The 13,233-nt window shown below is 62.3% G+C and carries 17 protein-coding genes; 9 read left to right on the top strand and 8 right to left on the bottom strand.

Features of this window, described 5'->3' with window-relative positions; all coding sequences use genetic code 11:
- Window positions 1-7 precede the first annotated feature (7 nt).
- Entirely contained in the window at window positions 8-1,000 is a 993-nt protein-coding gene (locus AC5RU3_RS10390; RefSeq protein WP_309070898.1) for an adenosine deaminase, read from the bottom strand.
- Between the two features lie 90 nt (window positions 1,001-1,090).
- Here AC5RU3_RS10390 and AC5RU3_RS10385 point away from each other — a divergent pair, with 90 nt between their 5' ends.
- The gene (locus AC5RU3_RS10385) at window positions 1,091-1,348 is read left to right on the top strand and encodes a hypothetical protein (RefSeq protein WP_309070899.1); all 258 of its coding nucleotides are present in this window, start codon (window positions 1,091-1,093) and stop codon (window positions 1,346-1,348) included.
- Window positions 1,349-1,357: 9 nt separating this feature from the next.
- Here AC5RU3_RS10385 and AC5RU3_RS10380 read toward each other — a convergent pair whose 3' ends face one another.
- Window positions 1,358-1,945, bottom strand: a complete 588-nt coding sequence (locus AC5RU3_RS10380; protein ID WP_493965458.1) for a pullulanase X25 domain-containing protein — start codon at window positions 1,943-1,945, stop codon at window positions 1,358-1,360.
- A gap of 354 nt (window positions 1,946-2,299) precedes the next feature.
- Here AC5RU3_RS10380 and AC5RU3_RS10375 point away from each other — a divergent pair, with 354 nt between their 5' ends.
- From AC5RU3_RS10375 to AC5RU3_RS10345, 7 genes are all read left to right on the top strand, one after another.
- Complete coding sequence (locus tag AC5RU3_RS10375) at window positions 2,300-2,794, top strand: nucleoside deaminase (RefSeq protein ID WP_309070900.1); 495 nt, start codon at window positions 2,300-2,302, stop codon at window positions 2,792-2,794.
- Window positions 2,795-2,803: 9 nt separating this feature from the next.
- Window positions 2,804-4,309 carry an NCS2 family permease gene (locus AC5RU3_RS10370; RefSeq protein ID WP_309070901.1) on the top strand — a complete coding sequence of 502 codons (1,506 nt, stop codon included), beginning with the start codon at window positions 2,804-2,806 and terminating at the stop codon, window positions 4,307-4,309.
- A 37-nt stretch (window positions 4,310-4,346) separates the two neighbouring features.
- On the top strand, window positions 4,347-4,634 hold the full coding sequence (locus AC5RU3_RS10365) for a DUF1905 domain-containing protein (protein ID WP_309070902.1): 288 nt from the start codon (window positions 4,347-4,349) through the stop codon (window positions 4,632-4,634).
- A gap of 134 nt (window positions 4,635-4,768) precedes the next feature.
- A complete protein-coding gene (locus AC5RU3_RS10360; protein ID WP_309070903.1) occupies window positions 4,769-5,239 on the top strand; it encodes an Lrp/AsnC family transcriptional regulator in 471 nt (156 codons plus the stop codon).
- A 184-nt stretch (window positions 5,240-5,423) separates the two neighbouring features.
- Entirely contained in the window at window positions 5,424-6,620 is a 1,197-nt protein-coding gene (locus AC5RU3_RS10355; RefSeq protein WP_493965457.1) for a thiamine pyrophosphate-dependent dehydrogenase E1 component subunit alpha, read from the top strand.
- A complete protein-coding gene (locus tag AC5RU3_RS10350) occupies window positions 6,617-7,723 on the top strand; it encodes an alpha-ketoacid dehydrogenase subunit beta (RefSeq protein ID WP_493965456.1) in 1,107 nt (368 codons plus the stop codon). Before AC5RU3_RS10355 ends, AC5RU3_RS10350 begins: the two co-directional genes overlap by 4 nt.
- A gap of 2 nt (window positions 7,724-7,725) precedes the next feature.
- Complete coding sequence (locus AC5RU3_RS10345) at window positions 7,726-9,144, top strand: dihydrolipoamide acetyltransferase family protein (protein ID WP_493965455.1); 1,419 nt, start codon at window positions 7,726-7,728, stop codon at window positions 9,142-9,144.
- Between the two features lie 20 nt (window positions 9,145-9,164).
- Here AC5RU3_RS10345 and AC5RU3_RS10340 read toward each other — a convergent pair whose 3' ends face one another.
- Genes AC5RU3_RS10340 through AC5RU3_RS10325 form a run of 4 tightly spaced genes read right to left on the bottom strand, consistent with a single transcriptional unit; the run spans window position 9,165 to window position 10,693 of the window.
- Window positions 9,165-9,446, bottom strand: a complete 282-nt coding sequence (locus AC5RU3_RS10340; protein WP_493965454.1) for a hypothetical protein — start codon at window positions 9,444-9,446, stop codon at window positions 9,165-9,167.
- Between the two features lie 29 nt (window positions 9,447-9,475).
- Complete coding sequence (locus AC5RU3_RS10335) at window positions 9,476-9,790, bottom strand: class I SAM-dependent methyltransferase (protein WP_493965453.1); 315 nt, start codon at window positions 9,788-9,790, stop codon at window positions 9,476-9,478.
- A gap of 25 nt (window positions 9,791-9,815) precedes the next feature.
- Complete coding sequence (locus tag AC5RU3_RS10330; protein ID WP_493965452.1) at window positions 9,816-10,295, bottom strand: mycothiol transferase; 480 nt, start codon at window positions 10,293-10,295, stop codon at window positions 9,816-9,818.
- Window positions 10,292-10,693, bottom strand: a complete 402-nt coding sequence (locus AC5RU3_RS10325) for a VOC family protein (RefSeq protein WP_493965451.1) — start codon at window positions 10,691-10,693, stop codon at window positions 10,292-10,294. The genes AC5RU3_RS10330 and AC5RU3_RS10325 overlap by 4 nt, the downstream gene beginning before the upstream one ends.
- A gap of 605 nt (window positions 10,694-11,298) precedes the next feature.
- On the opposite strand from AC5RU3_RS10325, the gene AC5RU3_RS10320 reads away from it, so the two are divergent.
- Entirely contained in the window at window positions 11,299-11,580 is a 282-nt protein-coding gene (locus AC5RU3_RS10320; RefSeq protein ID WP_493965450.1) for a hypothetical protein, read from the top strand.
- Window positions 11,581-11,762: 182 nt separating this feature from the next.
- On the opposite strand, the gene AC5RU3_RS10315 is transcribed toward AC5RU3_RS10320, so the two are convergent.
- Both AC5RU3_RS10315 and AC5RU3_RS10310 read right to left on the bottom strand, forming a co-directional pair.
- Entirely contained in the window at window positions 11,763-12,305 is a 543-nt protein-coding gene (locus AC5RU3_RS10315; RefSeq protein WP_493965449.1) for a hypothetical protein, read from the bottom strand.
- 568 nt (window positions 12,306-12,873) lie between these two features.
- Entirely contained in the window at window positions 12,874-13,194 is a 321-nt protein-coding gene (locus tag AC5RU3_RS10310) for a hypothetical protein (RefSeq protein ID WP_493965448.1), read from the bottom strand.
- Window positions 13,195-13,233 lie beyond the last annotated feature (39 nt).

Below are 13,233 nucleotides of genomic sequence, written 5' to 3'. Positions count from 1 at the left end.
CGGGCCGTTACCGGCCGGAGTGCCAGGCCGCTATCTCGGCAAGGAGCTCCCTGCGGCGTGCATCGGTGACGAAGGCGGACCGCACGGAATTCTCGGCGAGCTGCCTCAGCTGGTTGTCAGTAAGCCCAAAAAGGGGGCGGAGTTCGGCGAAGTTGTCATCCACATAACCGCCAAAGTACGCCGGGTCGTCGGAGTTCACCGACACATTCAGCCCACGTTCCAGCATGCGCGGCAACGGGTGGTCGGCGAGGGTGTCGACCGCCCGCAGCCGCACGTTTGAGAACGGGCAGACGGTAAGCGGTGTCTGCTCGGCAGCAAGCCGCTCCACCAACTCCTCGTCCTCCATGCAGCGAATACCGTGGTCGATCCTGGAAACCTTCAACACATCGAGCGCCTCCCAGATGTACTCCGGGGGTCCTTCTTCTCCGGCGTGGGCGATGCACTTCAGCCCGGCTTCGTGCGCTCGTTCAAAGACGCCGGTGAACTTGCTCGGCGGATGCCCCACCTCCGCCGAATCGAGCCCAATACCGATGATGGGCGCGTTCATCGCCAGCAGCTCCTCAAGGACTGCGAGCGCCTCCTCGGCGGGCTCATCACGCAGGAAGGCAGAGATCAGTTCGGTGCTGATCCCGAACTCTTCCTCGCTGTGAGCCAGGGCCGACGCAACCCCGTTCACGCAGGTGGCAAGCGATATCCCCCGGGACAGGTGCGCCTGCGGGTCCATCATGATCTCAGCGTGCCGGATGCCCGCCGCGGCGGCACGAGTCAGGTAGGCCCGAGTCATGTCGGCGAAGTCCCGCTCCGTCCGAAGTACCGCCATGTTGCTGTAGTACAGGTCCAGGAATGATTGCAGATCCGTGAACCGGTACTGCAGTCGCAACGCCTCCACGTCCGCGTAGGGCAGCTCAATGCCGTTACGGTCCGCGAGCGCGAAGATCAGTTCCGGCTCCAGCGTTCCCTCGATGTGCAGATGCAGCTCAGCCGTGGGCAATACAGACATGACAACTCTCCTCCGGATGCGGGTGAAATGCGCAGGTACGAACAACGCTACGCTGGCGCCGGTCGCAACGATGATGAAAGGATCGCATGCATGACCGACAGCACCGAGAGCACCCACACGCACGACGACGATCCCCGCGAGGCGGTCATCGAACCCACGCCAGAGGCAGGGCGCGCAGCCAACATTCGCGAAGAACAGGGAACGCACGCTGCCGGCGCCGTCCCGGCGGCCTACGTGGGAGGCGACGGTCCCGGGGACAATCCGGAAGACGCCGCCGACGACTCAGGGCACTGGGACGAACTGGGCAGAGAGAACCCGGTCAGGGAACCTCAGGGTGAGGAAAAGTAGCGTGAAGGGCTAGACCAGGGCGCCGACGAGGACCGTTGCTTCGACGTCCTTCGAGCGGTGGTCATAGCGGAAGGTGACCACACCGCCGTCGTGCTGGAGTACGTGGTTTGCGCCGTTACGCACGCCGAACGCGCCGTAGTTCTCTTCCCACGAACGGTCAATGGCGACCTTGTATTCGTAGGTGCCGGCAGGCAGCTGTGCGGTCAGTTCCCAGCGCTGTGAGACGGGGCTGTAGGCCATCTGCACCTGCTCCTCGGCGGGTGCCCAGTCCTCGGCACCCAGGCGGTGGCCGAAGTTGCCCGCCAGTGCGACGGCGTCGGGCGCGGTAGCGTAGCGCGAGCCTTCCTCGGTAATGGTCCAGCCGGTGCGGCCCTTGACGATGTATCCCTCCTTGACGAGGGATGCCGTCGCAGCCGAGAGCCGCTTCACGCCGCGGGCGACGCCGCCGCTGAGGACTTCGCTCTCCCACTCGCTGAGCGGCACGCGCGCAACAGCCGTAGCCAGCACATCTGCACCCTTTACTGCGGCTCCAGGCTGCTCGGCGAGGATCTGGACAATGGCCTTCAGGCGACCGGCGGTGTTGTCTTGGGCACTCATGTGTGTGGACCTCCAAATAGCTATGCTTCCCCCACGATTTTGACAGCGCACTCTCCCAATGCCGGGGAGCCCGGGAAGCGCCGGGCATGTCGTGTCGGATTGTGACTGGAGAAGCCTCGCGTCGAGCAAAAGTTTTCCGCTGAATGAGAAAGTTATTTCACGAAAGGTATGGTGTAAGTCACACCGCACTGCTAACGTCGGATAACGAAGCCAACGGCGGGCTCCTTCTCTTGGAGCTATCTACCAGGTGGACCTGCAAATCCCATACCGCAGCAGTCTGGTCGCATGACACCGCTCCCTTTGTTGGCGCCCGTAGACGCGAGCGATTGCTGCCCCACGTTCGGGAGTATCTCCGTGACTACCACCACCAAAGAAGAGCAGTTCCTCTCCAGAGCCATCTCTCTGGCAACAGACAACGTACACAACTCGGGCGGCCCGTTCGGTGCGCTCATCGTGACTCTGGACGGCAAGACGTTCGACGGCGTCAACAGGGTCACCGCCAACAATGACCCAACTGCGCACGCCGAGGTCATGGCCATCCGCAATGCGTGCGCATCCCTCGAAACCTTCGACCTCTCCGGCAGCACCCTCTACACGAGTTGCGAGCCGTGCCCCCTCTGCCTGTCGGCCGCCCTCTGGGCGCGCGTAGACGCCGTCGTCTTCGCTGCCGACCGGAACGACGCCGCCAAAGCGGGCTTCGATGATGCAGTCTTCTACGACTACTTCGCCACCCCTGTGGAGAACCGGTCCATGCCGGTCCGCCACTACGACCTGACGTCATCGGCCCAGGTCATCGCCACCGCACCCTTCGAAGCGTGGAGCACACTCGCCGCGCGGGTGGACTACTAGGAGCAGGCCATGGCCATCCTCATCGAACCCGGCAGCCATCCTGAGCCCTCCGGCACGCGTCCGGCGCAACCCCTACAGCCCGCACCCCTCAGCCCAGTCGACAAGTTCTTCAAGATCACCGAACGCGGTTCGACCAAGGGCCGGGAAGTCCGCGGCGGCTTCGTCACGTTCTTCACCATGGCTTACATCGTCATCCTGAATCCGTTGATCCTGGGCGGCTTCAGTCCCGACGCCGCCGCACTCGATGTCGAGGGGGGCTGGCTTCAAGCCAGCCAGGTCGCCGCCGTGACGGGGCTGACCGCGGGAGTCATGACCATCATCTTCGGGATCGTGGCCAACCTCCCATTCGGCATCGCTGCGGGCTTGGGAATCAACTCCTTCCTCGCCGTTTCCGTCGTGGGTGACGTCACCTGGGCCGAAGCGATGGGCCTCGTGGTCATCAACGGCCTGCTGATCGTGCTGCTGGCCGTGACCGGCGCGCGGACAGCGATCTTCAACGCTGTACCACGGCAGCTCAAGGCGGCGATCACCGTCGGAATCGGGCTGTTCATTGCCTTCATCGGCTTCGTGGATTCCGGTTTCGTCACCCGCACGGCCGGCGGTCCGCCGGTTCAAATGGGCGACGGCGGCTCCATCACCACCGTGCCGACGCTCGTTTTCATCATCGGCTTGGTGACCATGGGCATCCTGATCGCTCGCAAGATTCAGGGTGGACTGCTCATCGGCATTGTGGTGACCACCGTCATCGCGATCATTGTCGAGATGTCCATGCGCCTCGGCGCGGGCGGGCCCGACAATCCCACCGGCTGGCACCTCAACGCTCCGGTGATCCCCTCGAACATCGTGTCGCTGCCGGACTTCAGTCTGGTGGGAGCATTCGACCTCTTCGGGGCGTTCGACCGCATCGGCGCTCTCGCCGCCACCATGCTGGTGTTTACGCTCGTCTTCACGAATTTCTTCGACGCCATGGGCACCATGACGGGGCTCGCGAAGCAGGCAGGTCTGACCAACAAGCAGGGCAACTTCCCCCGCCTGAAATCCGCACTTGTGATTGAAGGCGTCGGCGCGGTTGCCGGCGGTGGAACATCCGCCTCGTCCAATACGGTGTTCATCGATTCAGCCGCCGGCATCGGCGAGGGTGCACGCACGGGCCTCGCATCCGTGGTGACCGGCGGGCTCTTCCTGGCGGCCATGTTTTTCACTCCGCTGACTGCGGTGGTTCCGTTGGAGGTAGCTGCGGCAGCACTCGTCGTCGTCGGCGCGATGATGGTGGCGCAGATCCGCGAGATCGACTTCCGGAACTTTTCGATCGCGCTGCCTGCATTCCTGACCATCGTGACCATGCCGTTGACCTACTCGATCGCGAACGGCATCGGAGCGGGCTTCATCAGCTGGGTCATCATCCGAGCGGCTTCGGGCAAGGCCCGCAAGATCCATCCGCTCCTGTGGGTGGTGGCCGCGGGGTTCCTTGTTTATTTCGCCCGTGGACCCATCACGCTCTGGATGGGCGGCTGACCTAACACCCGAGGGCGCACCGGAATATGCTGGCCCCGTGCAGCTGACCTTCGAGGGTGACATCTGGTATTGGCGGGGCCCGGCACCGTTCCATTTTGTAACGGTGCCGGAGGAGCAGTGCGTGGAGGTCCGGGCGGTGTCCAAGGTGGTCAGCTACGGCTGGGGAATGATCCCGGCGGCGGTAACCATCGGCGGCACCACCTGGACCACCGCCATGTTCCCGAAGAACGGCGGCTACATCGTGCCGATCAAGGACTTCGTCCGTAGGGACGAGGGAATTGACGACGGCGACAGGGTGACACTGCTGCTCTCCATAGATGCGTGAGGGTTAAGCAGAAGGTCTTCGAGCAGGCGCTTGGCGGAGACTCTTCGCCTACTTCAGAGACGTGCAGGCCACATATAGTGGGGGCTCGAGTACTGATAGTTGATATCCGGATCGCGTAGCGAAGGAGCACGGGCGTGGCCGACGAGAAGGAAACGCGAGCGCCCGTCTCCACGGAACTGGATCGCATCGATCGCGAGATCCTCGCTGAACTAACCCGGGACGGCCGCATGTCCGTCAGCCAGGTTGCTGAGAATGTCCACATCTCCCGCGCCCACGCCTACACGAGGATCAGCCGCCTCACGAATGACGGTGTGCTCAGGAAGTTCACAGCACTGGTGGACCCGATCAAGGTAGGGCGCAAGTCCTCGGCCTACGTGACGCTGAAAGTGGAACAGCGCTCTTGGCGGGAGCTCAAGGAGGCTCTGCGTGCGCTTCCCGAGGTGGAGCACATTGCGCTGGTCGGCGGGGATTTCGACGTGATCCTGCTGGTCCGCGGGACGGACAACGCCGACCTGCGCCGCATCATTTTCGACCAGCTGCAGTCGATGTCAGGTGTCCTGGACACGCAGACCTTCCTGATCTTCGAAGATTTGGATAATCGGTAGGCCTGCGCCCGCCCAGTGGTTTCCATCCGTCTACTCGCTGCTGAGTAATGCGGGTCACACTGGCAATTTGTCCACTGAACCGTTGGATGTGTAACTAAAGTTCCGCGCTTGCTCGGGAAAGCTGTCCAAGAGGTGGCCCCGAGCGGATAATTGTTGGAAATAGTGATCCAGCAAGGACGGAACAATGACGATCTCCGCTCATCCCCAAGGGGAAGCCAACGCACCCACCGCAGATCCCATCGCTGAATCAGTGCGGAAGTTCGGCATCACGGTCGAGGATTACCTCCTCCCCGCACGCCATCCGATCCAGATGGTGAGTCCTGACGGCAAACTGGTGCCCGCCGGCGATCAGGGAACCCAGCCCGGACATGAGTACCCGCTTCCGGACGATGAAGCACTGCTGGCTGCCTATGAGGAACTGGTCATCGGACGGCGGGTCAACGACCAGAACTCAGCCCTGGTTCGTCAGGGACGCATGGCTGTGTACCCGTCCAGCCACGGCCAGGAGGCCTGCCAGGTTGCGGCAGCACTGTGTCTCGCAGAGGGCGACTGGATGTTCCCGACGTACCGGGACTCCGTTGCAGTCATGACCCGCGGGGTTGATCCCGTGAAGGTCATGACCATCTTCCGCGGTGACTGGCACGGAGGGTATGACCCCTATGAGCGCAACGTCGGAATCCAGTCGACGCCGCTGACAACACAGCTTCTGCACGCTGTGGGTGTAGCCCACGCGGCCAAGCTGCGCGGCGAGGAAACGGTCGTCCTGGCCATGTGCGGCGACGGAGCCACCAGCGAGGGCGATTTTCATGAAGCCCTGAACTTCGCGGCTGTCTTCAGGCTCCCCGTCATCTTCTTCGTACAGAACAACAAGTACGCCATCTCCGTCCCCCTCGCGCATCAGTCCGTTGCTCCATCGCTGGCACACAAGGCAGTGGGCTACGGGATGGCAGGTGAACGCGTCGACGGCAACGACCTCGTCGCTCTGCTCGCCGTATTGGGCCGTGCGGTGAAACTCGCCCGCGAAGGGTCGGGGCCGCTTCTCGTTGAGGCGCACACCTACCGCATGCAGGCCCATACCAATGCCGACGACGCCACCCGCTACCGCCAGGACAGTGAAGTCGCCGAATGGCAGGCCAAGGATCCCTTGACACGGATGAAGACCTATCTCACCGAAAAAGGTGTGCTGACTGAGCAAGTGGAAGCTCGGATAACAGATAGGGCTGAAGGAGTTGCTGGCCAGCTCCGTGAAGGACTCGGCAAAGACGTCCCGGTGGACCCCCAGAACCTCTTCAAGTACGTGTTTTCCACCCCCACCCCGCAGCTCAAGGAACAGTCAGCCTTGCTCGCCGATGAGCTCTCCAGGGAAGAGGCCGCAGAATGAGCCCCACGATCACCACTTCCTCCGAGGCAAACGGCAACGTCAGTGCCGCAACCGCCACGGCTGCCGCCAAAGCCGCCGAATCCAGTAAAGGGCCTGAGTCCGTCACCCTCGCCAAGGCGCTCAATACGGCCATGTCCGACGCCATGCAGGAGAACGACGCCGTCATTGTGTTCGGCGAGGATGTCGGGCTGCTGGGCGGCGTCTTCCGCATCACCGATGGTCTAACCAAGACTTTCGGGGAACAGAGGTGTTTCGACACGCCGCTGGCGGAGTCCGGCATCGTCGGCATGGCAGTGGGCATGGCCATGAACGGCATGCGGCCGGTCATTGAAATGCAGTTCGACGCCTTCGCGTACCCTGCATTCGAGCAGATCGCCAGCCACGTCGCCAAGATGCATAACCGCACCCGGGGAGCGGTCAAACTGCCCATCGTGATCCGCATCCCCTACGCCGGAGGCATCGGCGGCGTCGAGCACCACTGTGACTCCTCCGAGGCCTACTATGCGCATACGGCCGGACTGAAGGTGTATGCGCCGGCCACTGCCGCTGACGGCTACCGGATGCTCCGCGAGGCGATCGATTCCGATGACCCCGTGGTCTTCATGGAACCCAAGAAACTGTACTGGTCCAAGGACCTGGTGGACCTGGAAGCATTGCGCGAACAACATGTTGCCAATCGGGCAGCCGGCGTCGCCAGCGAGGGACGGGCTGCCGTTGCCCGAACCGGCACCGACGCCACCCTCATCGCCTACGGGCCGTCCGTACCGACGGCGTTAGCCGCAGCTGCCGCGGCCGCGGAGGAAGGCCGCTCCCTGGAGGTCATCGACGTCCGCTCCATCGTTCCCTTCGATGACACGACGGTGAACGAGTCCGTCCGGAAGACGGGACGCGCCGTCGTCATCGCCGAAGCCCATGGCTTCGCGTCCGTAGCCTCGGAAATCGTGGCCCGGGTTCAGGAGAACTGTTTCCACCATCTGGCGGCTCCGATCCGGCGGGTGACGGGCTTCGATATCCCCTACCCCGCGCCAAAACTTGAGCACTACTACCTGCCCAGCGTGGATCGTATCCTCGACGCCGTCGACGACCTTCAGTGGGACGACTAATCATGAACGAAACGAACGTATTCCTCCTCCCCGACCTCGGCGAAGGTCTGACCGAAGCCGAACTGGTCACGTGGCTCGTCTCCGTTGGTGATGAAATCAGAGTCGATCAGCCGATCGCCGAGGTGGAAACGGCCAAGTCCATGGTCGAGGTGCCGTCGCCCTATGCGGGCACAGTGGCAGTTCTCCACGGAGAGCCCGGGCAGACTCTCGACGTCGGCAAGCCGCTCATTTCCGTGACAGCTCCCGGTGCCGCAGCCAGCAAGCCGCTCGCCGATGAGAGCGCCACACCGGCAGCCGATGCTGCAGCAACGGCCTACCGGGAAGAGGAGAAGGCCGGTTCCGGCAACGTCCTGATCGGATACGGCACCCCCGGCGGCCACAGCCAGGCACGCCGGAGCCGGGCGCGCAGGGCCGGGTCCGGCGCACCCGCCAGCGCCGGTGCCAACGCCAGCACGACGACGACGGTCTCGCCTGGCGAAGGGAAGCGCATGGCTGTCAGCTCCCCACTTGTTCGGCGGATCGCGAAGGACAACGGCGTCGACCTTGGTTCCCTCCACGGAACCGGGCCCGCCGGCCTCATCACCCGCCGTGACGTCGAATCAGCCCTCTCCACGCCGCACGCGCCCGTCGTGCGAAGCTCGCAGGACCAGCCCGCCTCGGAGAGCACCACGCCCGCGTCGGCTGGCGGCTCAGCGGATCTGGACTCAAGGACCGGTCTTGACGTGTCTTCACGGACTCCGGTCAAGGGTGTGCGCAAGGCAGTGGCTGCAAATATGACCAGAAGCCGCCGGGACATTCCGGAAGCCACGGTCTGGGTGGATGTGGATGCCACCGCATTGGTGGAACTCCGCGCCGATCTGAAGAAGCGGGACCCGGAGAACACGCCGGGGCTGCTCGCTTTCATCGCCCGCTTCGTTCTCTCGGGTCTGAAGAAGTATCCGGAGCTGAACACCCGTTACTCGGCGGAGAACGAGGAGGCGGAGATCATCGGCTTCGACGGGGTCAATCTCGGTTTCGCCGCCCAGACAGAGCGTGGTCTTGTGGTTCCGTCCATCCGTAACGCCGATCGTCTCAGCGCCCGCCAGCTCGATGCCGAGATCCGTCGCCTCAGCAGCGTCGCCCGGCAAGGGAAGGCCACTCCCGCTGAGCTGGGCAGCGGCACTTTCACGCTGAACAACTACGGAGTATTCGGCGTGGACGGATCAGCGGCCATCATCAACTACCCCGAGGTCGCTATCCTCGGTGTCGGCCGCATCATCGACCGACCCTGGGTGGTCGACGGCGAACTCGCAATCCGCAAAATGGTTGAGCTTACGCTCGTCTTCGACCACCGCGTGTGCGACGGCGGAACTGCGGGCGGTTTCCTCCGGCACGTCGCGGACGCCATCGAGAGCCCCGCCTCAGCACTGGCGGATCTCTGACGTCCGACAGCCTCGTCCGTCTACACGCCCTTACAATCGGTCTTGAGGACGAAGAAGATGAAGGACAAGAAGGCTGTCTTCTCGCCGGTGAGGATGCGCGGTGGCAGGAGTTCATGGGGAGTGCCTGGGGATGGCGGTGGTTCGCTCACGGTGACTATGCGGTATCCCGCCGATGTGAAGGCATTAATCATCGCGTGCAGTGGCCGGTGCCAGAAGGTCAGGACCGCGGGCTGGCCATTGAATTCGTAGTCCTCCGAATACTGCCGGATGGCGAAGTAGTCTTCGTCGGGTTGGGTGATCACGCTGACCGTGGGGTGGTTGACCGACAGGATCAAACGGCCCCCGGCTTCAGCACACGCCTTAGCTCAGCTAGTGGTGTTGACCAGTCCTCCAAATAGTGCAGGACCAAGGATGAGACAACATCGTCGAAGGAATCATCAGCGAAAGGAAGCGGCTTGCTGAGATCGGCCAGGCGCAGGTCCGCCGTCGGGCCCAAACGCTGTCGTGCCAGATCCAGCATGGCGGAACTGGAGTCGAAGCCGGTCACGGTAGCGCCTTTCGCGGCCAGCGCCGCGGACAGGGGTCCGGAGCCGCACCCCGCGTCAAGGATCCGGCGGCCCTCGACGTCGCCGGCGAGGGCGATCATCGCCGGCCGCTCGTAACTATCTGTGTCATTCCACGACGAGGTTCTGATGCCCGTCGCTTAGCTCACGCACGATATCGAGGTGACCGGCATGGGTGGATGTCTCGATGAGTACGCGGAACAGAACCTCTCGGCCGGTGGACATGGGCGGTGCGCTGAATTCGCTGGCCGGAGGCCACCAGCGCGGAGGCTCGTTCAGGTCTGTCCGAGCGAGGACCTCGTCGCTGGCCGCAATTTCATGCTGGTACATCTTGATGGCTTCTGCACCTGTCATGGGCTCGGACGCCCAGCCATTGTGAAGAGCGGCGATCGCCCTCGTTTTACCGCCGAGAACGGCGGAGATCCAAAACAGCTCGTCGTCGAACGCGAGGTGGTTCAACATCCGTGTCATCGTCCAGCCAGACGGGACCAGAGACCGACCCATCGCGGTTTCTGATATGCCGGTGACGGCTCTTAGTACGTGGGTTCGTTCCTTCACCAGCTGAGTCAGTAGTAAGTCATCATTCACGCTTTTGACTCGTATCCGATGAGCCAGCGGAGGCCATATCGGTCCGTGACCTGCCCGTCTGAGCCATCCCAGGGCCGTTGCACCAAGGGGTCGACAGCTGTTCCACCGACACACAACTTGTCGAACCATTGATGCAGAACTGCCGGTTCAGCTGTACCCAGCAGCGAAAGGGTGAGGCCTTCCACCCGTACCGGCTGCTCTCCGGTAGCAGCGTCTGAGCCAGCCAGGGCGACCACGCCGTCGAGGACGCCGTGCGCCACAGCGCTCGGTGGGCCATCGGTCCTGCCGAAGTCCTCATAGGAGTGCAGTGACAAGTCGCCCCCGAAAACGTCCCTGTAGAAACTCAGAGCTTCCTCGGCGGTTCCGGGAAAGTTGATGTAGATGAGAGGTGCAGCCATGGTGAGCGCTCCTGACGCTTGTACGTGTTTCGACCGATTAGTCGTTCAATACTTGATAGACGGATCGACTTCACGAAAGTCATCGCTGCGCCTGAAATTGGCGGAAGAATTCCTCACCGTGCCCCATAGGGCGCTACGCGTGGTCGCGGTCATCTTGTCTCGACGTTCAGCCTGCACGTGCGGCGCGTCATGCCCTTCGGGTTGACATAACGATTCTATCGGCAGCGGCGATGCGCTGGTCGAGCTCGAGTGCGACCGGCTAAATGAGCGCTTTCCGTCTTGCCTGCACTTAGTTCCGGGGGAGTGGGTTCGCTCCAGTCGGACAGGACGATGATGCGCTGGCCGGATCGTTTTCGAGCGGTCCTTCGATCTGCCAGACCTGTGAGCACCGAATGCGCGATTCGGCAGGATGACCGGAAGCAGTGCACCTCAGTCGATTGCGCACCAGATAGTGGAGGTCCCGTTTATCACAGGCATAACGCTTCCCCGCCAATGAAGCGAGGAGGTGCTGGAGTGCCGGCTTTCTCCGGCTGGACCGGATGCCAGCAGCCGGTCTCAGAACAGTGCTCGCCCGCGGTGGCCGTTAGAGATTTCGACTGGGCCTAATGAAGGGTATTGAAATTTCGTTGGTGATAGCCAAACGCTTCGCCCACCTCCTGAGCACCATAAAAACGATCGTCGACGAACTCAGGCAGCAGGTGACAGATCGACTCCTTGCGTGGGCACAAACTCACTCCGCGGAAGCAGTCCGCAGCTGGGAAGGCCCGGAGATCGGCGCACCATTCGACACTGACTTCACCGCTGCCCGAGAAAGAGAGCGCCGCGCTCACTTCACCGCCTACTGGCACGTCAGCCCGGATGATGACGCACCATCATCTGATCCCTGATCCTGATCTATAGACGTCTGCACACATCTGCCGCAAAGAAACGGGAACGGACCCTAAAGCGACGCTGATTAGACGGCTCTGCAACGATGCGCATGGGTGTACCGCAGTGCAACATCTGGCTGTCTCATACCGGCTAGTGGGAGCTTCAGTTCGCGCCGCTGCGCTGGCGGAAGCGCGTCGCTTCAGAGCCGGGGCTTTGGCGCCAAGTGCTCCGCTATCTTCTCGGCACGCTTTTTCCGGTTCGGCTTTGACCAGTCGTACAGCCCGAACTCAAGTTTCGTGTAGAGCGCAGTAGCGCCAAGGCTGTCCGGGGCGAAATGGACAACTCCTCCTTCCTTTCGTGGCGGCGACCCGATCGTAGCCTCTTTATCTATCAGGTAAACCTCTTGGAAACGCTTCTCCACGTACTCACCTACCGCAGCGTCCACGTCCTCGGCCTTAACCGTCAACGCAGTGATGTAGGCGCCAAGAGCCGCTGTGAGAGTCTGAGCGATACCCTTGAAAGCCTCTTTCGTCTGCTTCACTTGGCCGGTATCGCTCTCACCTGCTCCTTCAACGGCAAGCTCGATTCCCAAAATGAAAACGATGGCAGCGGCGCCGGCAGTGACCGCGCCGATCAGTACTGGCCTTGCTTCGAATAGACGGACCGCTTGAACCGGGTCATTCGGTAATTTTTTGTTGCCTGCGAATTGCACAACCCAACCCGTCAGGGCAACAAGAACCACGATGGCGAGTGCCCAATGGCCCAGACCGCGGAACCACAATGAGGCAAGCAGCGCTCCGAAGGCTGCATAGATCAGGCCCGTCAGTGGCTTGAGAAGTAAAGACGTCATCAGCGAAGTGGCGCGTTCCGTGGGTGCCCGGGGTCGTGAGCACAGGTTTCTAAGCGGTCCCCCGCTGCTGTGATCACGATGAAGACTGGCGCGAAGGGAGTCGCGCGTCGACATTCGCCTCCAGCGTGGTCTGGACCATACTTCTTCATCCACTCCAGTTTCTCCCTATTGCTCCGAATAGGTGGGCCACCGCCAGGCTGCGGTGACGGTAGAAAACCAGAGTTGTGGCTTCGCTCGAAAGCGGCACGCTGCTCCCGTATGAGTTGCCACTGGGGATCTTGGAGTAGGGGCATATCAGCATCTGGCACCGGAGTGCCATCGAACACTCTGTCTGCCCGCCCCTCACCGATGCTATTCGGGCCTGTCCGGCCCTTGTGCTTCTTCGTCACCGCGCCCTCCGGTTTGCAGAGTGTTGAGGTCGTACCTTGAAGAATCAATGTGGCACTGCCAGCTGCGCATTTCAACAGATGATGAGATCTAGCGGCGGGTTCTCGGTTGTACCGAAGCCCGAGGAGTTGTCATGGTCCACGACCATGGAACCCGAGAAGATGTCCTTAACCGCCATCCCATCGGCGTTGAAAGTCTGGGGGATCGCAAGCGGCTGCTCCTCCCAGGTGAGCAGTACGGTGAACACCTGTCTCCTGGTCGCAAGTTCACCGCTGCTGCGAAGTCCCTCCGGCTGGGGCGCGATATGGCGAAGCGCAGGAAGCAAAGGCTGGCTGGCGAATGTGGTTCCGGCCTGCGCCTCATGCAACGCGAGCAAGCGAAATGGCGAGGTCACAGCGTGGCTTCGTCGAAAGAAGCTGGACGAGTGACCTTC

The organism is Arthrobacter sp. MDB1-55, assembly GCF_059092925.1.
This window is presented reverse-complemented; position numbering and strand designations above follow the sequence as displayed.